We start from the raw sequence: 18,315 nt of genomic DNA, 5'->3' as shown, positions 1-18,315 counted from the left end.
GCGGCGCATCGGCACGATGCGCCGCGGCTGCCGCGATGAAAGCGAACCCCTTGCTTCCGCTGTCGCCCGAGCCGGTCGATGCGGCGTCGCTGGAGGACTTTCGCATCTCCCAGCCGCTCGAGATCCTCACCCTGCTCGGGCGGATGGCCGAACAGGGCGAGATCCTGTCGCTCTCCAGCGAGGATGGCGTCTCCTACCTCTCCGCCATCGATCAGGTGGATCGTGGCCGGCGCCTGCTATGGCTGCGCGGCGCCGAGGGCGACGAACGCTTGCAGCAGCTGGTCCAGTCCCGCGAGGTGGTGGCCGTCGGGTACCTGGACCATGTCAAGATCCAATTCCCCGCCCTCAACTTGTTGTGGCTGCCGGGCCCCGGCCGGAGCCAGTTGAGCTGCCTCTTGCCGCTGCACATCTACCGCTTTCAGCGGCGCTTGCACGCCCGCGTCCGTCCCCCGGGGCCGGCAGTAGCCCGGGTGAGGCTGGGCGCTGCGGCGCACGAGTTCGAGCTGGAGGTCATCGACGTCAGCATGACCGGCATCGGCTTGCGCCTGGCGCCAGGCGGCCCCCTCCTCGAGGTCGGCGCGCAAGTCGGCAGGGCGTCCATCTCGCTCGAGCCCGCCACGACGTTCGAGGCGGATCTCAAAGTCATGCACGTCACGCCCTGCCGCCCGCCCCGCAGCGGCTATCACGTGGGGTGCACGATGAGCGGTGTCGGGGAGGAGGCTTTGCAGGCGCTGCAGCGCTTCATCGGCAAGGTACAGGCGCGGCTGGGCGCGGGCGAAGCTCCTGGTATGCTCGACCCATGAGTTCCGCCCCGCTTTCCCCTTGCCCCCTCTGCGCCTCGGCCAACGCCCCTGCACTATGGCGCAACGACAAACTTCGCGTGATTGCCGTCGATGACGCGGACTATCCAGGCTACGTGCGCGTCATCTGGCTCGCCCATGCGGCAGAGATGACCGATCTCGGCGATGCCGACAGGTCGCTCCTGATGCAAGTGGTGTGCGAAGTCGAGTCGGTCATGCGCGACCACATGCGTCCGGATAAGGTGAACGTGGCTGCGCTGGGTAACATGGTGCCTCACCTGCATTGGCACATCATTCCGCGCTGGCGCGGAGACCGTCATTTTCCCGATGCGATATGGGCGCCGCCGCGGGTACCGGCGGGCGATGAGCCGGAAGCGTTCCGGCGCATGCTGCAGGACGCCGCCGGGCGCGTGCCGGCGTTTCACGACCGGCTCCAAGAACGGCTATCGGTGCGTTTCGGCCGCGCCACGTGCGCCACGTGACCCGCGGGCCGGTCCGGCGCCGCCTACAGCAGGTCGCAGCGCACGGTGATGGGTAGTCGCCGCAGGGCTTCCATGAGCGCAGCGTCGGCCTGGTTGCCGATGTCGGTTAACACGTAGCCGATCGGCCCTTTGGTTTGCAGCTGTTGGCTGCAGATGTTGATCTTGCGTTCGGCGAAGACTGCGTTGAGCGTGGCCAGGGCGCCCGGCTCGTTGCGGTGCACGTGCAGGATGCGCGCGGTGCCGGCGAGGTCTTGGTGCGGCAGCTCGGGGAAGTTCACTGCCCCTTTGGTGGTTCCGCTCTGGATGAAGCGCACGAGTTTTTCCGCGACTTCCTTGCCAATGTTTTCCTGCGACTCCATCGTGCTGCCCCCGATGTGGGGGGTCAGGATGACATTGGGCATGCCGATGAGCGGGCTCTTGAGCGGTTCGTCTACGCTCTTGGGTTCGACGGGGAACACGTCGAGCGCCGCGCCGCGCAAGTGGCCCGCGTCCAGCGCTGCCTTCAGGGCGTCGATGTCCACCACGGTGCCCCGCGACGCATTGATGAGGATCGCGCCGCGCTTCATCTGGGCCAAGGTTTCGGCGTTGATGATGTTCTGGGTCGCGCGGCCGCCGGGGACGTGCAAGGTCACGACGTCGGCCTCGGCTAGCAGCGCAGACAGGTCCGGATAGGCGCGGGCGTTGCCCAGCGGCAGTTTGGCCTCGACGTCGTGGAAGATCACGCGCATGCCCAGGGCTTCGGCCAGGATGCCCACCTGCGAGCCGATGTTTCCGTAACCGATGATGCCCAGCGTCTTGCCGCGTGCCTCGTAGGCACCGGTTGCGCTCTTGTCCCAGTATCCTTGGTGGACCCGCAGGTTTTTCTCGGGGATGCGCCGCAAGAGCAGAATGGCTTCCGCCAAGACCAATTCGGCCACCGAGCGCGTATTGGAGAACGGGGCATTGAAGACCGGAATGCCGCTTTCCATGGCGGTGGCGAGGTCGACCTGGTTGGTGCCTATGCAGAAGCAGCCGATGACCCGCAGGTCGGGCAGGCTGGTAATGATGCTGGCGTCCAGGTGTGTGCGGGAGCGTATGCCCACGACGCTCGCGCCCCGCAGGGCGTCGCGTAGCGCCTCCGGCGGAAGGGCGCTGGCGTGCGTTTCGATCTGCGTGAAGCCGGCGGCGGAGAAAACCTCGACCGCGCTGGGGTGAATGTTCTCGAGTAAGACGATTTTCGCCATGGGGTACGGTTCCGGCTAGGGCGGCGCGCTTCGGCGTGAGGCGGCCGGCGGGTATGGGTTTTCCTATCTTAACCCCAGGCGTGCGCCAGGTCCGGAGAAACCCTAGTGCCGACCGGTTTGGTCGCCCTCGGCGATGCGGGATTCGGGGAAAATCAAGGAGAACGTGCTGCCTTGCCCCAGCTCGCTGTCGATTGTCAATTCGGCTTCATGCCGCATGGCGATGTGCTTGGTGATCGCCAGGCCCAGCCCCGTGCCGCCAGATTCACGCGAGCGGCTGCGGTCGACCCGATAGAAGCGCTCGGTCAGCCGCGGCAGGTGATGGGGAGCGATGCCGATGCCGGTATCCCGGACGGCGAAGCAGGCGCCGCCGTCGGGCGTGCGTCGCCAGCTCACGGAGATGCGGCCCCCGTCGGGCGTGTAGCGCACGGCGTTGACGATGAGGTTGGACAGGGCAGAGGCAATCTCGGTGGCGGTGCCGAGGATGTCCAGCCCGGCATCGACTTCACTGGCGAACGCATGGCGGCCGGCCGAAAGCGCGCGCGCCTGGCCCAATGCGGTTTCGATCAGCCCGAGCATGCCGACGGGGCGCGGGTCGGCGCTGGGCGAGGATTCCAGGGTCGAAAGGGTGAGCAGGTCCGCGACGATGGCCTGCATGCGCTGGGCCTGGTCGTGCATCAGCTTGAGGTAGTGCGCGCGTTGATCCTCGCTGAGGGCGTCGGGCGGCATGTCGCGCAGCGTTTCCAGGAACCCGGCCAGGACCGTGAGCGGCGTGCGCAGTTCGTGCGAGACGTTGGCGACGAAATCGCGGCGAGTCGTCTCGAGTTTTTCGAGCTGCGTGACGTCGCGGGTCAGCAGCATGCGTTGGTTCCCGCCGTACGTAATGAGTTGCGCCAGCAGCATCCGCTCACCGCCTCCCGGGCTGCGCATCAGCAACGGGGCGGGCCATTCCGGCTGGCGGGCGTATTCCACGAAGGATGGCGCGCGCACGAGGTTCAGCAGGTTCTGGCCGCGGTCTGCAGGAAAGCGCAGGCCCAGGTGCTGGCGCGCGACGCGGTTGCACCAGTCGATGTGGAATTCATGGTCCAGCGTGACCAAGCCGTCGGGCAGTGCCTGCGCGGCGGCGAAGAACCCGTGCACGTTGCCTTCCAGCTCCGCCAGCTGGCGCTCCTGCTGGCGCAGGTGCTGATAAATGCGCGCCAGCGCGTCATCCCATGAGCCGGCCGACGCAGGTGGGGGACGCTTCAAGTCGAGGGTCCAGCGCGTGACCCGCGAGAGCTGCCAGACGTGCCACAGCAGCAGCGTTCCCAGTCCGAAGCAGAGCACTTCCCAGCCGAACCTGCCGGTGGCGGGCCGGGCGAGGGCGGCCAGCGCGGCCCAGGCTAGGGCGGCGAGGAGGGTGCGTAGCCAGACCATGGCGGGCATTGTCGCATTGCGGGCCGGGGTAAACGACGGGGCGAGGGGGCAGAAGCCGCAGAGCGGGCCGGCTTCATCGATCGGTGCCGTTCGCGAAGGCGGATCAGGCGCCGCTGCCGTTCATGGCGGGACGCGCCGTGAACCGGTAGCCGCTGCCGCGGATGGTTTCGATGTGGCAATCGTGCTTGCTCGGCTCGAGCGCCTTGCGCAGGCGGCGGATGTGCACGTCCACGGTCCGTTCTTCGACGAACACGTGATCCCCCCAGACGTGGTCCAGCAATTGCGAGCGCGTGAAGACCCGTTCGGGGTGGGTCATGAAGAAATGTAGCAGGCGGAATTCCGTCGGCCCGATGTCGAGGGGCCGGCCATGGCCGTTGAGGCGGTGGGTAGACGGGTCCAGCTGCAGCCCGGCCACCTCGATCGGGTCGTCGGTCAGCTGGGGCGCCCGCCGGCGCAGCACGGCCTTGATGCGGGCCATGAGCTCCTTGGGCGAGAACGGCTTGGTGATGTAGTCGTCGGCCCCGGCTTCGAGCCCGTCGACTTTATCCTGTTCCGCGCCCTTGGCGGTGAGCATGATGATGGGAACGCCCTTGGTGCGCTCTTCGGCACGCAGCTTGCGGGCCAGGGCGATTCCCGACGTGCCGGGCAGCATCCAATCGAGCAGGATGAGGTCGGGCAGTTCGGCGCGGATCAGGGTTTGCGCCTGTTCCGCATCGGCCGCCCGCAAGACTTTATGGCCCGCGAAGGACAGGTTGACGGAAATCAGCTCCTGGATGGCCGGTTCGTCTTCGACGACTAAAATGGTGCTGGACATGGTGTGCCGCTCAAGGTTGCTCAAGCATGTCCATAGTATGGCGGTATTGTTTCACGTATGTGACACGCGGGCACCGGTTCCTTCGGTGGCGGGGGCGCGGCGCGTCCATCGGCTACCATGGAGGGCTTAGCGCGAGAAAATTATGGCAGGCCTCGACAAACACATCCCTTCGCCGACCAACATCGTCGTGCACCGCAAGTCCCGGGTGCTCGAGATCTCCTTCGATGACGGCAAGACTTTCAAGCTGCCGTTCGAGCTGCTGCGGGTCTATAGCCCCTCCGCCGAAGTGCGCGGGCATGGGCCGGGCCAGGAAACCTTGCAGGTCGGCAAGCGCGACGTCGACATCGTGGCACTGGACCCGGTGGGCAACTATGCGGTGCAGCCCCATTTTTCCGACGGGCACAGCACGGGCATTTACTCCTGGGACATCCTGTATGCGCTCGGGCGCGACCAGGACCGGCTCTGGGCCGAATATCTCGCTGCGCTCGAGGCTGCCGGCGCGTCCCGCGATCCCGAGCCACTGGACGGCCTGGAAACAACCGAAGTACGCCGTGAAGGTAAACAATGAGCGATAAGCATTATTCCGCGGGTCCGGAGAGCGTCGACGTCGCGGACGGCACCACGCATTTCGGCTTCCAGAAAGTGGCCGAAGCCGAGAAAGCCCGAAAGGTCGCCGAAGTCTTCCATTCGGTGGCCTCCCGTTACGATCTGATGAACGACCTGATGTCCGGCGGGCTCCACCGGGCCTGGAAGCTGTTCACCGTGGCGCGTGCGGGCGTGCGTCCGGGCATGAAAGTCCTGGACATCGCGGGCGGCACCGGCGATCTCGCCAAGGCCTTCGCGCGCCGTGCCGGGCCGACGGGCGAGGTATGGCTCACCGACATCAATGATTCCATGCTGCGCGTCGGGCGCGACCGGCTGCTCGATGAGGGGCTGATCATACCGACCGCAGTGTGTGATGCCGAGAAGCTACCTTTCCCGAATGGCTATTTCGACCGGGTGACCGTGGCGTTCGGCTTGCGCAACATGACGCACAAGGACCTTGCCCTGGCGGAGATGACCCGCGTGCTGCGCCCGGGCGGCAAGCTGCTCGTGCTGGAGTTTTCGCAGGTGGCCAAACCCCTGCGCGCGGCCTACGACTGGTATTCGTTCAACGTGCTGCCGTGGCTGGGCCGCAAGGTGGCCAAGGACGAGGCCAGCTATCGGTACCTCGCCGAATCCATCCGCATGCACCCCGACCAGGAGACCTTGGCCCGCATGCTGGAGAAGGCGGGCTTGGCGCGGGTGCAATATTTCAACTTGACTGCCGGTGTGGTCGCCCTGCACGAGGGCGTTCGGCTCTAGGGCGCGAGGTCAGGCACTGTTGCATCTTCCTTGCAAATCCAGGCGCTTGCGACTGGCGATTTGTTGCTCAGTCCGTTAAATTTCAGCTTATTGTCAGGAAAGGCGGGGCGTCGCGTCTGCGGGGGCGTAGCGGCCGGGCCCGGACTGACGGAAACGGCGGGTGGGCGCGCCGGGCGCTTCGGACAAGGTCCGGCGCGGTTCGGTAGGCGCTCGCAGCCACGACATTGATTACAGGAGAATCCATACAATGTCTCGACGATTCTTTTCCCGGATCCTTCCGGCGCTGGTCATTGCCATCTCGACGGTGGCGATGCTCGGCGTTTCGCACGACGCCTTGGCCAAGCGCCTCGGGGGCGGAGGCAGCATAGGCCGTCAATCGAGCAACGTCACCCAGCGGCAGGCCGTGCCGCCGGCGCGTAATCCCCAGCAACAGGGCCAGCAGGCCGCGCCGTCGCAGGCTGCTCCGGCTGCGGCGGGCGCCGCCGGCGCCACGGCGGCGCGCAGCGGCATGTCGCGCTGGCTTGGGCCCATTGCCGGCATTGCCGCGGGCCTGGGCCTCGCCGCGTTGCTGTCGCACTTCGGCCTCGGGGCCGCTGCCGCCGAGTTCATCGGCAGCCTGCTCTTGATCGCGCTGGTGGTCTTTGCCTTGATGTTCATCCTGCGTCGCCTGCGCGGTGGCCAGCAGCCGGCACTGCAAGGTGCGGGCAATAGCCGCTTCCAACGGGAGGAGCCGCCGGTCCAGCCCATGGCGCGGGCACCTTTGGCGCCCGTCGCGGCCGCTCCTGCTGCCGCCCCCACTGCGACGGCGGTGGAAGAGCCCGCCAAGGGGGAATGGGGCATCCCGAGCGACTTCGACACCGTGAACTTCCTGCGCCACGCGAAGAACTACTTCGTCAAGCTGCAGGGGGTATGGGACCGCGGCGATATCGATGAGCTGCGCGAGCTGGTGACGGACGACCTCCTCGCCGAGCTGAGCCAGCAGATCGGCAAGCGTGAAGGGCAAAACGTCACCGAGGTGGTCCTGCTCAATGCCGAGCTGCTGGGCATCGAGACGGTCTCCGACGGGCACCTTGCCAGCGTCCGCTTCTCGGGCATGCTGCGCGAAGCGCCGGGCACCGAGGCCTTCCGTTTCGAGGAGGTCTGGAATCTCTTCAAGCCCAACGACGGCGGGTGGCTGCTGGCCGGCGTGCAGCAGATCCCGGCCCGGGACGAATAAATCACGTTCCGGCTCGCGAGCCGGTAAACTTGCGGGGTCCAACCCCGTGGAGCGCCCGTCTGCGGACGGGCGTATTTTTTTCCGTCCCTATGCCCGTGTCCTCGTTGAATCCTTCCGCCGTCGCCATCCGGGTGCTCAACGCGCTGTTGCTGCGCGAACCCTGGGCGCGCGAAAGGCTCCGCCCGCATGCCGGCAAGACGGCCTGCCTCGTCGCCGGCGGCATGCATCTGGCGCTGACCATCACCCCTCACGGACTCGTGCAGGCCGCCGGACCGGAGGCTGCCCCCGACGTCACGCTTAGCGTGGATACGGGCCGGCTCCCGGATCTGCTGTCAGAAGATGCCGCCCGTCGCATGGGCGCCGTGCGCATCGAAGGGGATGCCGCCCTGGCGCACGTCGTGGGCGACCTGACACGCGACTTGCGCTGGGACGTGGAGGAGGACTTGGCTGCCGTGATTGGGGACATCCCCGCGGCCCGCCTCGTGCGGACAGCGCGCGGCCTGGCCCAGGGCGCGCGCGCGGGCGCCTGGCGGCTGGCCGAAAACGTGGCCGAGTATCTGGCCGAGGAGTCGCGCGCCGTGGCCTCGAAGCCGGAAGTGCAGCAGTGGGCGGGCGAAGTGCGCCGGCTGCGGGACGACGTCGAGCGCGCCGCCAAGCGCGTCGAGCATTTGAACGCGCGGCTCGCCCGTCTGGAAGCAAGCCCGGGCAAGGGGGCGTGACGCCATGCTCACCTTCCTGCGCCTGATTCGCATCATCTTCGTCAGCTTCCGCTATGGGCTGGACGAACTCGTCATCTCCGGCATCCGGCATCCCTGGACCGAGCGGCTGCTGGTCGTGTTGCGGCTGGGGCGCAAGCTCGATGCGCCGCGCGGCGAACGCCTGCGGATGGCGCTGGAGACGCTGGGGCCCATTTTCGTCAAGTTCGGCCAGGTGCTGTCCACGCGTCGCGACCTCATCCCCGCGGACATCGCCGACGAGCTGGCCCGGCTCCAGGATCGCGTGCCGCCGTTCCCGAGCGAAGTCGCGATCGAGTGCATCCGCCGGGAACTGGGACGCCATCCAGACGAGCTTTTCGCCAGCTTCGACCGTAACCCGGTAGCCTCTGCGTCGATCGCCCAGGTGCATTTCGCGGTGCTGCGCGACGGCCGCGAGGTGGCGGTCAAGGTGCTGCGGCCCAACATGGCGCCCATCATCGAGAAAGACCTGCGCTTGTTGCGCGCCGCCGCCGCCCTGATCGAGAAGGTTTCCGCCGATGGTCGCCGCCTGAAGCCGCGCGAAGTGGTGGCGGAGTTCGACAAATACCTCCACGACGAGCTCGACCTGCTGCGCGAGGCCGCCAATTGCAGCCAGCTGCGCCGGAATTTCTCCCCGGACGGGCCGCGCGGCGACCTGTTGATCGTGCCGGAAGTGATGTGGGATTATTGCTCGCCGTCCATTTTCACGATGGAGCGCATGCGCGGCATCCCCGTCAGCCATGTCGACCGCTTGGTCGAGGCCGGCGTGGACTTGAAAAAGCTGGCGCGGGATGGCGTGGAAATCTGCTTCACGCAGATGTTCGCCGACGGCTTTTTCCATGCCGACATGCATCCCGGCAACATTTACGTGTCGGACGATCCCCGCACGCTGGGGCGCTACATCGCGCTCGATTTCGGCATCGTCGGGTCGCTGTCGGAGTTCGACAAAAACTATCTGGCCCAGAATTTCCTGGCTTTCTTCCGGCGCGATTACCGGCAGGTGGCGCGCCTGCACATCGAGTCTGGGTGGGTTCCGGCCGGGACCCGGGAAGAAGAACTGGAAGGTGCGATCCGGGCATGTTGCGAGCCGTATTTCGACCGGCCGCTGGCGGAGATTTCCCTCGGGCAGGTATTGTTGCGGCTGTTCCAGACCTCGCGCCGTTTCAATGTCGAGATCCAGCCGCAGCTGGTGTTGCTGCAGAAAACCTTGCTCAACATCGAAGGCCTGGGCCGTGAGCTCGATCCCTCGCTCGATCTCTGGAAGACCGCCAAGCCCTATCTTGAGCGCTGGATGAACGAGCGCGTGGGCTGGGCGGCGCTGCGCAACGGCATCCAGCGCGAATCCCAGCAATGGGCCCAGATGCTTCCCCAGATCCCGCGGCTGGTGCACAGCCAGCTGGCGCGCCCCGACCGCTCCGGCGAGACGCTGGCCGAATTGCAGCGCCTGCGGGCGGCGCAGCAGCAGACCAACCGCCTGCTGGCGGTCATCGCCGGCGTGTTGGCGGTGGGGGTGGCCGTGGCCTTGTGGGCCGTGTCGCGCTAGACGACCGGCGGGGCCCGGCGGCACGCCTGGCCTAGGCAGGCCGGTGCAGCCGGAAGCCTCCACAGCCCTGGCGACGGCGGCGTTCAGGCGTGCCCGGCACGCTGTTTTTGCCTGGGCTTTCGGGGCGCGCTATGCGATACTCCCGCGGTTTTGGCATTTGTCCGGGTGGCCGCGACATCATGGTGTTCTGGTTCGTCTTGCTATACCTGCTGGTTTCCGTCGCCATCGGGGTCGTCGCCGCTCGTCGGGTGTCGAATTCCACCGATTACGCTGTTGCCGGCCGCTCCCTTCCGCTGTTCATCGTCATCGCCACGACTTTTGCCACCTGGTTTGGCTCCGAGGCGGTGCTGGGCGTACCGGCGGTCTTCGTGCAGGAAGGCCTGGACGGCGTGGTGGAGGACCCGTTCGGCGCGTCGATGTGCTTGGTGCTGGTGGGGCTGTTTTTTGCCGCCCGCCTCTACCGGCACAATCTGCTCACCCTCGGCGACTATTACCGCGAGCGCTACGGCCCCTTCGTCGAGGTCTTGATGAGCGTGGCCATCATCATCTCTTACCTGGGATGGGTCGCGGCGCAGGTCAAGGCGCTGGGGCTGGTGTTCCACATGCTCGATCCGGGCGTGTTTTCACAGACGGGGGGCATGATCATCGGCACCCTTATCGTCATGACCTACACGCTGTTCGGCGGCATGTGGTCGGTGGCGCTGACCGATTTTTTCCAGATGATCATCATCGTGGTGGGGTTGTTCACCATTGCGTATTTCGCCACCGACCTGGCTGGCGGGGTGGACGCGGTCGTGCACCAGGCCTCCAGCCGGGACCTGTTCAGCCTGCTGCCGCCTGCCACGCCGCACGATATCCTGTTCTTCATCGCGGCGCTGCTCACGATGATGCTGGGATCCATCCCGCAGCAGGACGTCTACCAGCGGGTCATGTCGTCCAAAGACGTTGCCACCGCCCGCCGGGGCCCGGTCATCGGTGGCTTGCTTTACTTGGCTTTTGCCTTCATCCCCATGTACATCGCGGTGGCCGCGTTCGGCATCATGCCCGAGAAAGTGGGCGAGCTCATGCAGGAGGATCCGCAGAAGATCCTGCCGACCATCATCCTGGAGCACATGCCCGTCGCGGCGCAGGTGTTCTTCTTCGGCGCGCTGCTCTCGGCCATCATGTCCACGGCCTCGGCCACGCTGCTGGCCCCGTCCACGACCTTCGCCGAGAACATCCTGCGCCATGTCCGCCCGGGGATGTCGGACAAGGCCTTCCTGCGTGCCATGCGCTGGTCCGTGGTCGTGTTCGGGCTGTGCGTGCTGACTTTTGCGCTGGTCACATCCGACAGCATCTACGAGATGGTGGCGGGCGCGTACACGGTCACGCTGGTGGGTGCCTTCGTGCCGCTGTTGATGGGGCTTTACTGGCGGCGCGCGACCACGCAGGGCGCGGTGCTGTCGTCGGTCCTCGGGGTCGTGGCCTGGCTTCTGGTCCGGGCCTTCGCCCCAGAGGTGTTCCCTCCACAATTGGCCGGTTTGCTGGCAGGATTCGCGGGTATGTGGCTCGGCAGCCTGCTCCCCCAAGTCGTGCGGGCGCGTGAGCGGCCGGCGCTGCATCCTATCCTGTGAGTTTGTTACATCGGCTTGCCGTCCGGGCGCGCCGGGTGTAGAAGAAAGGCGTCATTAGGGGGTAAAACTCCGCCTATATCGTCCGTCGTTCGTCGACCTTCCGGCGCCTTGGCCCGCCCAGGCTGCCGGCTTCGATACAGGGGGCCCGCCATGTTGTACCCGGAGCTTTTCAAATCCCTGGAGTCCGTGCGCTGGGACATGGGAAAGGACGTGCCGTGGGATCAGTTCGACGCCAGCCTGTTGACCGATGAACAGGCGCGCACGATCAAGATGAACGCGATCACGGAGTGGTCGGCATTGCCCGCCACCGAAATGTTCCTGCGCGACAACCGCGAAGACAGCGACTTCAGCGCCTTCATGTCGATCTGGTTTTACGAGGAACAAAAGCACTCCCTGGTGCTCCAGGAGTATTTGCGGCGCTTTCGGCCCGACCTGGTTCCCACCGAAGAAGAGCTGCACAACGTTCGCTTCGAGTTCGACGCCGCGCCCGCGCTGGAAACCCTCACCTTGCACTTCTGCGGCGAGATCCGCCTGAATCACTGGTATCGGCGCGCCGCCCAGTGGCACACCGAGCCGGTGATCAAGGCCATCTACAAGCTCATCGCCCAGGACGAAGCACGCCATGCAGGGGCCTATCTCCGGTACATGAAGCGCGCCCTGACGGACCGCGGAAAAGAGCTGGCCGACCAGGCACGCGCCGCATTCGCCAAGATCGGCGTGCTGATGGCCTCGGCCAAGCGTACGTCGCAGGCCTTGCATCCCACCAACCTGCACGTCAACAAGAGCCTTTTTCCCAACGATACGGTCCAGTCGCGCCTGCCCGAGCCCGGCTGGCTGGAGCGCTGGCTCGACGAGCAGATCCAGTTCGACAAGGAATGGGAAAGCAAGGTGGTCGACCGCATTTTGCACAATCTCTCCACCTTGCTTGGCCGCAGCTTCGCCACGGTGCAGGACTTGAACCGCTACCGCAAGGAGCTCATGGCGCGGTAGGCGGCGTCAACCCAAGGGCACCGGCACGAAGAGTTTCGCGTCGCCCCGCTGGATCAGCAGCGCCACCGTATTGCCTGACTGGGCGAGCAGGCTGCGCACCTGGTCCACGTCTTGCACGGGCACCCCGTTGAGTGCGAGCAGCACATCGCCGGGCTCGATGCCCGCTTTCTCCGCCGGACCGACCGCCTGTTCGACAATTAAGCCACCTTGGCCTTCCGTGGCCGCCCGTTCCCGCGGGGAAAGCGGCCGCAGCGCCAGGCCCAGTTTGCCTTGGGATGCGCCCGGCGCATCGGTCCGGGCGACGGTTTCCGGTTCGGCACCGCCCAGCTTGGCGACGATGTCGCGTGGCTTGCCGTCGCGCCATACCTCCAGCTTCACCTCCTGGCCGGGCGAGGCCAGGCTGATCGCGGCGGGCAAGTCGCCCGAGGCGACTACGGGCTTGCCGTCGATGCCGCGTATGACATCGCCTGCCTTCAGTCCAGCCTTGTCTGCGGGGCTGCCGGGCTCGACGTGGGCCACGAGCGCGCCGGCGGGCGCATCGAGCCTGAACGAGTCGGCCAGCGCCTGGTTGACCTCCTGGATGGTCACGCCAAGCCGGGCATGGCGTACTTCGCCATGCGCGATGATCTGGTCCTTGACCCGGGTTGCCAGGTCGATCGGGATGGCGAACGACAGGCCTTGATAGCCGCCGGTCTGGCTATAGATTTGCGAGTTGATGCCCACGACCTCGCCGCGCGAGTTGAACAGCGGTCCGCCCGAGTTGCCTGGGTTGACCGCCACGTCGGTCTGGATGAAGGGCACGGCGCTGTCGCTCGGGAGCGAGCGGCCTTTGGCACTGACGACGCCTGCCGTCACCGTGTTTTCCAGTCCGTAGGGCGATCCGATGGCTAGCACCCATTCCCCGACGCGCAGCGCGTTGGGATCGCCCAGCTTCACGGTGGGCAGGCCTTTTGCGTCGATCTTGAGCACGGCCACGTCGGTGCGCGGGTCTGCGCCCAGCACCTTGGCCTGGAACTCTCGCCGGTCGGTGAGCTTGACGGTCACTTCTTTGGCGCCGTTCACCACGTGCGCATTGGTCAGGATGAGGCCGTCAGGGCTCACGATGAACCCCGATCCCTGGCCACGCACGGGCACGCTGCGCTCGCCGCCGCGGGGATACCCGGGAAAGCCGCGGAAGAAGTGCTCGAACGGATCGTCAGCGACCTTGCGGGCGCCGGTAACGCTGATGTTGACCACGGCCGGGCCGTAGCTTTGCGTGATCTGCGAAAAGTCGGGCAGGGTAGCCGCGCCCACTGGAGCGGAGGACGAAGGCGTGGTCAAGGTGGCCGGGTCGGCTTGGCCATCGGCGATGCGGGTCAGAGCGCCGGCGCCGGCCGCGCCGAATACGCCTGCGGCAACCAACGCCACAACCAGGTGCGAGGCGGAGAATTTGCGGGTATGCATAGTCGGCTCCTTTGCCATGAGTGGTTGAGTCATGGCGCGATGGTGAAGCCGTTTCCTTAAGCCATGCTTAAGTCGCGCGATGAGGAAAGCGCACCCGCACGCGCAGCCCGCCCAGTGGGGAGTCCTGCAGTTCGACCGTCGCGCCGTGGCGTGCCGCGACGGCCTTGACGATGGCCAGCCCCAGGCCGCTGCCCGGCGTCTCTGCCGCATGGAGCCGGTAGAAGCGATCGAACACCCTGCTGCGTTCGGAAGGCGGGATGCCCGGCCCGTCGTCATCCACGTCCAGCGTGACGCACTGCCTGTCGTTCGCGAGCCGCACGTCCACCCGTCCAGACTGGGGCGCATACTTGACCGCGTTGTCGACCAGGTTGCGCACCAGCAGCGCCAGCGCGTCACCCTGTCCGCGGAGCCGGGCGCTGGGCGCGCCTTCCATGCCGATGTCCACGCCGCGCGCCTGGGCCTGCGGCAGGACGTCGCTGATCGCCGTGCGCACGACGTCTGCCAGGTCTATCTCGGCAAAGGAAGCCACGGGCGCTTCTTGCCGTGCCAGCGACAGTAATTGCTCGACCAGCCGGGCACTGCGTTCGATGCCGGCGGCAAGGCGCTCGAAGGCTTGTTGGCGCGACGCTTCGTCTTGAGCTCGCTTGATCGATTCCAGCTGCAGCTTCAGCGCGGCGAGCGGCGTGCGCAATTCGTGGGCAGCGTCGGTCACGAATTGCTGCTGGGCGGCGAAGGCCTGGCGCACCCGCCCGAGCAACAGGTTGAGCTCCCGGACGAGAGGGCGGACTTCATCGGGTAGCCCGGAATCGCTGACCGGGGACAAGTCGTCGGGCTGGCGCGAGGCGATCTGCCTGCGCGTCCGTTCCACCGGCGTCAGCGCGTGGCTGACCACCCACCAGACGACGAGCATGAGCAGCGGCGCCATGGCGGCGATGGGCCATATCGTGCGCAGGGCGAGCGACCGCGCCGTGGACTTGCGCACGCGTACGTCCTGTGCGACCTGGATGACCTGCAGGGGTGCCTGGAGGGTATACATGCGATAAGCGTTGCCTTCGGTTTCCACCGTGGAGAAACCGGGCACGATGCGATCGGGCAGGACGAGCTTGGGGGTGGACCGGAACAGGCGCACGCCATCTGGCGTCCAGATTTGAATGATCAGGTCGCGTGCGGCGGGGTCGTCGAGGACGCCGCCATCCGGCCCCGTGCTGAACAGGGGATTGCCGTTGCCCAGGGAGAGCGCGATGCGCCGCAGCTGGTGATCGAAAATTTCGTCGGTCTGGATCAGCGCGCCGCGATACGCAATGGCGCCTTGCAGCAGCGCCGCGAGGAATATGGCCGCCAGCAGGAAAGCCAGCAAGCGGCCGCGCAGCGAACGGATGGGAAAGCGCGACATGTCAGCCTTTGGGAATCACGTATCCGACGCCGCGAACCGTCTGGATGAATTGAGCGCCTAGTTTCTTGCGCAGGCCGTGGATGTACACCTCGACGGCGTTGCTGCTGATTTCGTCTTTCCAGCTGTAGAGTTTCTCTTCCAATTGGGCGCGGGACAGGATGAGGCCGGGCCGCGCCAGGAGCGGTTCCAGCACCGCCCATTCCTTGGCCGTGAGCATGACCGGTTCGCCGTTGACCGTGGCGGTGCGCGTGGCCGGGTCGAGCACCACGCCGCCATGTTCGTATAAGGGCTCGCCACGTCCGGCGCTGCGCCGGATCAGGGCCCGGATGCGTGCCAGCACTTCGTCCACGTCGTAGGGCTTGACCACGTAGTCGTCGGCACCCGCATCCAGGCCCGCGATGCGTTGTTCGACCGCATCGCGGGCGGTCGCGATGAGCACCGGCGTCTGCACCTTGCGCGCCCGCAGGCCGCGCAGCAGCGCCAGGCCGTCACCGTCGGGCAGGCCGAGGTCCAGCAATACCAGGTCGTAATGCTCGGTGCGCAGCGCGGTATCGGCGCTCTTGGCGTTCTTCACCCAGTCCACCGCGTAGTGTTCGGCGCGCAGCACGTCGAACACGCTTTCCCCTATCATCGGGTCGTCTTCCACCAGCAGTAGTCGCATTGCGATTCCTTCGTTCCGTGGCGGCCCCGGCCGTGGCCCTGCACAGAGTGTATCGTTGCCGCCCGGAAGGCATTCCTGCACGGACCGGCCGTCACGCCTCTACAATGAACGCTTTGCATCCGTGTGCCGCCCATCGTGCCTGCCCGCTTCGAATCCAAGATCCTCAGCCCCGATGAATGCCTGGCCGCGCGCGCGGCGTGGCCGCGTCCCGTGGTGTTCACCAACGGCGTCTTCGATATTCTGCACCGCGGCCACGTCACCTATCTGGACGCGGCCGCGCAGCTCGGCGCCATGCTGGTGGTGGCCATCAATACCGATGCTTCGGCGCGGCGGCTGGGCAAGGGGCCGGACAGGCCGCTGAACGGCCAGGACGATCGTGCCGCGCTGCTGGCTGCCCTGGCGTCGGTGGACGTGGTCACCTGGTTCGACGAAGACACCCCGCTCGAGCTGATCGGCAAGCTGCGGCCCGATTTGATCGTCAAGGGCGGTGATTACGACATGGAGAAACTGCCCGAGACAGCGCTGGTGCGCAGCTGGGGCGGCGACGCGGTCGCCATCGATTTCGAGCACGACCGCTCGACCACCAAGCTCGTCCAGCGCATACGCGGGAGCTGAGCCGCGCGGGGACTAGCGGCAGTCCCGCACCGAAGCGCGGCCGAAAAGGCTTCGGGCGTCGTCCAGCGCGCGGCGCCCGGCGGGCGATACGTCCTCGAGCCGTAACCAGTTCTTGCCTCCCTGCGGGTCGCGCGGCACCACTTTCACGTTGCGCACGCCTTGGCCTTGCACGGTCGCCGCGTGCTTGCGGGCGCCCGCCTCCGTGCTGAACACGCCCAACGAGATGCCGTACTGGAACGGGCCGGCCTCTTGGATGACGAAATATTCCTTCACGCCATCCCGGCCAAGTTGCGCGGCGGCGGCCTGGGCAGCGGCGGCGCTGCCGAGCGGAGGCACGATGACCATCCAGCCTGGGCGGCCTGCTTCGCGCCGGGCGCTGTACTTGACGCCGGGCAGGTGTTGGCCGAGCCAGTCTTGGGCGGCGCCGAGTTCCGCGTCACCGAAAACGCCCCATTCCAGGCAGGCGAAGGGCCGGCCGGCCACGGGCTCGCCCGTGGTCGCAGCATTTTCGGTTGCCAGGGGGGCGGGTTCGCCGTAGGCCGGCGTTACCGGGGCAGACGGCAGGGGCGGCGATTCCGGCGCCGCAGCGGGGGCGGGAGATGCTGGCGTCGCGATGGAGGGCGATCCGGGAGGGGCAGGCCGGGCCGGGGAGGAAGCCGGCGCCGCCCGCTGGGGGGACGGCACGCTTGCCCAGGGGGCGGGCTCGGGCGCTGCATTGATGCCCGGCAGGCGCGGCACCTGGATCGTGTCGGGCCGGATTTCCATTTTCAGCCTGGCCGGGTCTCGGCCTCGTTCAGAAAGCGGCTGGCCGAACCAGCCGCGTTCCATGCCGAAGAGCGCCACATTGGCGAGGAGCAGTAAGACGAACAGGCTGCGCATGAAAACCCGGGGTGATCAGGATGAAGCGGAAACGATACCCGACTCGGCCAGGCAGGCCAGGCCGTCGAGCACGGGATTGTCGACGACCCGGACCGGTTGCGTCGAGCCGATGGCGCGCATCAGGTGGATGACTTCGTCGGCAATGGCGGTCCAGGCACCGCCGCTTGCGACCAGTAGCGGTTCCTGCCGGTAGCGCTCCCGCGCCGCCAGCCATTGGCGCACCACGGCGCCGGCCTGGGCGGCTGCGATGCCCGACATGATCGCATCGTCGGTATTGTCGGGAAATGGCGTGGCCTGTCCGTTGGCCCGCGGCAGGCCCGCGGTGCCCGCGGCGAGCGATTGCCGCATGAGTTCGCGGCCGGGCAGGATGAGCCCGCCGGCAAAGCGACCGCCTGCATCGAGCGTGTCCACGGTCGTTGCTGTCCCGAAATGCGCGATTACGTGCACGGGCGCCGGGGCGCCGGGGGGCGCGGCGCGGCGCCATCCCTGCCAGATCCCGACCAGGCTGAGCCAACGGTCGGTTCCCAGCCGTTCTGGGTGCCGGTAGCCGTTGGTCACCCCGAGCAACCGGCGGCTGGCGCGTATCCAGTGCACGGTGCAGTCCTCCTGCGCCAGGAGCTCGCCGATCAGCTGTTCGATGCGCGGGCCCGCGACGTTGGACCCGAAGGCACGCTGCGGTCGCAGGCCATGTTCGGCCAGCCAGCGGGGCAGGGCCGAGGGGAGTTCGTCGTGCCGGAAGGCCGCCTGCAGTGGGTGGCGCAGCTCAGGGCCGCCTTCGCGCCACCCAAGCTTGACGCGGGTGTTGCCTGCGTCGATGAGCAGCGTGGGCGGGTCGTCGTGGGCGGCAGGCGCTGCGGCTTTCATGCCAGTCCTCCTTGGGGCGCGGCGCGCACCGAAATGTCGCCCACGGTAACCGCTTGCAGCCGGCCCTCGGCGTCTTCGACCTGGAGCATGGCGCGCTCGTCGACTCCCCGCGCCGTGCCTTCGAATAGCACGCGGCCGTCATTGATGATGCGCACGGGTTGGCCGTAGAGCGCGTCCCAGCGGGCAAAGCGTTCGCGAAACGGCGCAAAGCCCTCGGCCGCATATGCCTGGGCGGCCGCGCGCCAGGCGTGGGCGACTTCGGCGACGAGCCGCGCCGGGCCGGCGGGG

General features: G+C 67.0%; 18 protein-coding genes and 1 pseudogene. 10 read left to right on the top strand and 9 right to left on the bottom strand.

Annotated features, from left to right (window positions below):
- Window positions 1-35 precede the first annotated feature (35 nt).
- Together Q0319_RS11380 and Q0319_RS11375 are read left to right on the top strand one after the other, a co-directional pair.
- On the top strand, window positions 36-803 hold the full coding sequence (locus Q0319_RS11380) for a flagellar brake protein (protein WP_299452617.1): 768 nt from the start codon (window positions 36-38) through the stop codon (window positions 801-803).
- The gene (locus tag Q0319_RS11375) at window positions 800-1,282 is read left to right on the top strand and encodes an HIT family protein (protein ID WP_296470956.1); all 483 of its coding nucleotides are present in this window, start codon (window positions 800-802) and stop codon (window positions 1,280-1,282) included. Before Q0319_RS11380 ends, Q0319_RS11375 begins: the two co-directional genes overlap by 4 nt.
- Window positions 1,283-1,305: 23 nt before the next feature.
- Here the strand turns inward: Q0319_RS11375 and serA are convergent, their stop codons facing one another.
- The 3 genes from serA to phoB form a co-directional block, all read right to left on the bottom strand.
- Window positions 1,306-2,505 (bottom strand): phosphoglycerate dehydrogenase, encoded by a 1,200-nt coding sequence (gene serA, locus Q0319_RS11370; protein WP_296470953.1) that lies wholly within the window; start codon window positions 2,503-2,505, stop codon window positions 1,306-1,308.
- Between the two features lie 102 nt (window positions 2,506-2,607).
- Window positions 2,608-3,918, bottom strand: coding sequence for a phosphate regulon sensor histidine kinase PhoR (phoR, locus tag Q0319_RS11365; RefSeq protein WP_299452702.1), 1,311 nt, complete (start codon window positions 3,916-3,918; stop codon window positions 2,608-2,610).
- 103 nt (window positions 3,919-4,021) lie between these two features.
- On the bottom strand, window positions 4,022-4,732 hold the full coding sequence (gene phoB / locus Q0319_RS11360; protein WP_296467982.1) for a phosphate regulon transcriptional regulator PhoB: 711 nt from the start codon (window positions 4,730-4,732) through the stop codon (window positions 4,022-4,024).
- Between the two features lie 142 nt (window positions 4,733-4,874).
- Here phoB and Q0319_RS11355 point away from each other — a divergent pair, with 142 nt between their 5' ends.
- The 7 genes from Q0319_RS11355 to Q0319_RS11325 all read left to right on the top strand — a co-directional run bounded on the left by Q0319_RS11355 (window position 4,875) and on the right by Q0319_RS11325 (window position 12,172).
- Window positions 4,875-5,300 (top strand): DUF971 domain-containing protein, encoded by a 426-nt coding sequence (locus Q0319_RS11355; RefSeq protein WP_296467980.1) that lies wholly within the window; start codon window positions 4,875-4,877, stop codon window positions 5,298-5,300.
- Window positions 5,297-6,076 (top strand): bifunctional demethylmenaquinone methyltransferase/2-methoxy-6-polyprenyl-1,4-benzoquinol methylase UbiE, encoded by a 780-nt coding sequence (ubiE, locus tag Q0319_RS11350; protein WP_296467977.1) that lies wholly within the window; start codon window positions 5,297-5,299, stop codon window positions 6,074-6,076. The genes Q0319_RS11355 and ubiE overlap by 4 nt, the downstream gene beginning before the upstream one ends.
- A gap of 247 nt (window positions 6,077-6,323) precedes the next feature.
- On the top strand, window positions 6,324-7,292 hold the full coding sequence (locus Q0319_RS11345) for a TIM44-like domain-containing protein (protein WP_296467975.1): 969 nt from the start codon (window positions 6,324-6,326) through the stop codon (window positions 7,290-7,292).
- Window positions 7,293-7,396: 104 nt separating this feature from the next.
- Entirely contained in the window at window positions 7,397-8,011 is a 615-nt protein-coding gene (locus Q0319_RS11340) for an SCP2 sterol-binding domain-containing protein (RefSeq protein ID WP_296467973.1), read from the top strand.
- 4 nt (window positions 8,012-8,015) lie between these two features.
- Window positions 8,016-9,569: a ubiquinone biosynthesis regulatory protein kinase UbiB gene (gene ubiB / locus Q0319_RS11335; RefSeq protein ID WP_296467970.1), complete on the top strand. Its 1,554-nt coding sequence runs from the start codon at window positions 8,016-8,018 to the stop codon at window positions 9,567-9,569.
- Between the two features lie 179 nt (window positions 9,570-9,748).
- A complete protein-coding gene (locus Q0319_RS11330; RefSeq protein WP_299452699.1) occupies window positions 9,749-11,182 on the top strand; it encodes a sodium:solute symporter family protein in 1,434 nt (477 codons plus the stop codon).
- Between the two features lie 150 nt (window positions 11,183-11,332).
- Window positions 11,333-12,172, top strand: a complete 840-nt coding sequence (locus Q0319_RS11325; protein WP_296467968.1) for a ferritin-like domain-containing protein — start codon at window positions 11,333-11,335, stop codon at window positions 12,170-12,172.
- 6 nt (window positions 12,173-12,178) lie between these two features.
- Here Q0319_RS11325 and Q0319_RS11320 read toward each other — a convergent pair whose 3' ends face one another.
- The 3 genes from Q0319_RS11320 to Q0319_RS11310 all read right to left on the bottom strand — a co-directional run bounded on the left by Q0319_RS11320 (window position 12,179) and on the right by Q0319_RS11310 (window position 15,669).
- A complete protein-coding gene (locus tag Q0319_RS11320) occupies window positions 12,179-13,615 on the bottom strand; it encodes a DegQ family serine endoprotease (RefSeq protein ID WP_296467966.1) in 1,437 nt (478 codons plus the stop codon).
- Window positions 13,616-13,682: 67 nt separating this feature from the next.
- Window positions 13,683-15,008 carry an ATP-binding protein gene (locus tag Q0319_RS11315; protein ID WP_299452607.1) on the bottom strand — a complete coding sequence of 442 codons (1,326 nt, stop codon included), beginning with the start codon at window positions 15,006-15,008 and terminating at the stop codon, window positions 13,683-13,685.
- A gap of 1 nt (window position 15,009) precedes the next feature.
- Complete coding sequence (locus tag Q0319_RS11310; RefSeq protein ID WP_296467962.1) at window positions 15,010-15,669, bottom strand: response regulator; 660 nt, start codon at window positions 15,667-15,669, stop codon at window positions 15,010-15,012.
- Window positions 15,670-15,801: 132 nt separating this feature from the next.
- On the opposite strand from Q0319_RS11310, the gene rfaE2 reads away from it, so the two are divergent.
- Complete coding sequence (rfaE2, locus tag Q0319_RS11305; protein WP_296467984.1) at window positions 15,802-16,284, top strand: D-glycero-beta-D-manno-heptose 1-phosphate adenylyltransferase; 483 nt, start codon at window positions 15,802-15,804, stop codon at window positions 16,282-16,284.
- A gap of 12 nt (window positions 16,285-16,296) precedes the next feature.
- Here rfaE2 and Q0319_RS11300 read toward each other — a convergent pair whose 3' ends face one another.
- The 3 genes and pseudogenes from Q0319_RS11300 to Q0319_RS11290 form a co-directional block, all read right to left on the bottom strand.
- Window positions 16,297-17,163, bottom strand: coding sequence for a hypothetical protein (locus Q0319_RS11300; protein ID WP_299452602.1), 867 nt, complete (start codon window positions 17,161-17,163; stop codon window positions 16,297-16,299).
- 15 nt (window positions 17,164-17,178) lie between these two features.
- On the bottom strand, window positions 17,179-18,027 hold the full coding sequence (locus Q0319_RS11295; protein WP_299452599.1) for a type III pantothenate kinase: 849 nt from the start codon (window positions 18,025-18,027) through the stop codon (window positions 17,179-17,181).
- Window positions 18,024-18,315 (bottom strand): annotated as a pseudogene (locus Q0319_RS11290) (biotin--[acetyl-CoA-carboxylase] ligase); the annotation flags it as partial. The pseudogene Q0319_RS11290 and the gene Q0319_RS11295, both read right to left, overlap by 4 nt.

The sequence above is a fragment of the uncultured Pigmentiphaga sp. genome (genome assembly GCF_937950555.1).
GTDB lineage: Bacteria > Pseudomonadota > Gammaproteobacteria > Burkholderiales > Burkholderiaceae_B > Pigmentiphaga.
This window is presented reverse-complemented; position numbering and strand designations above follow the sequence as displayed.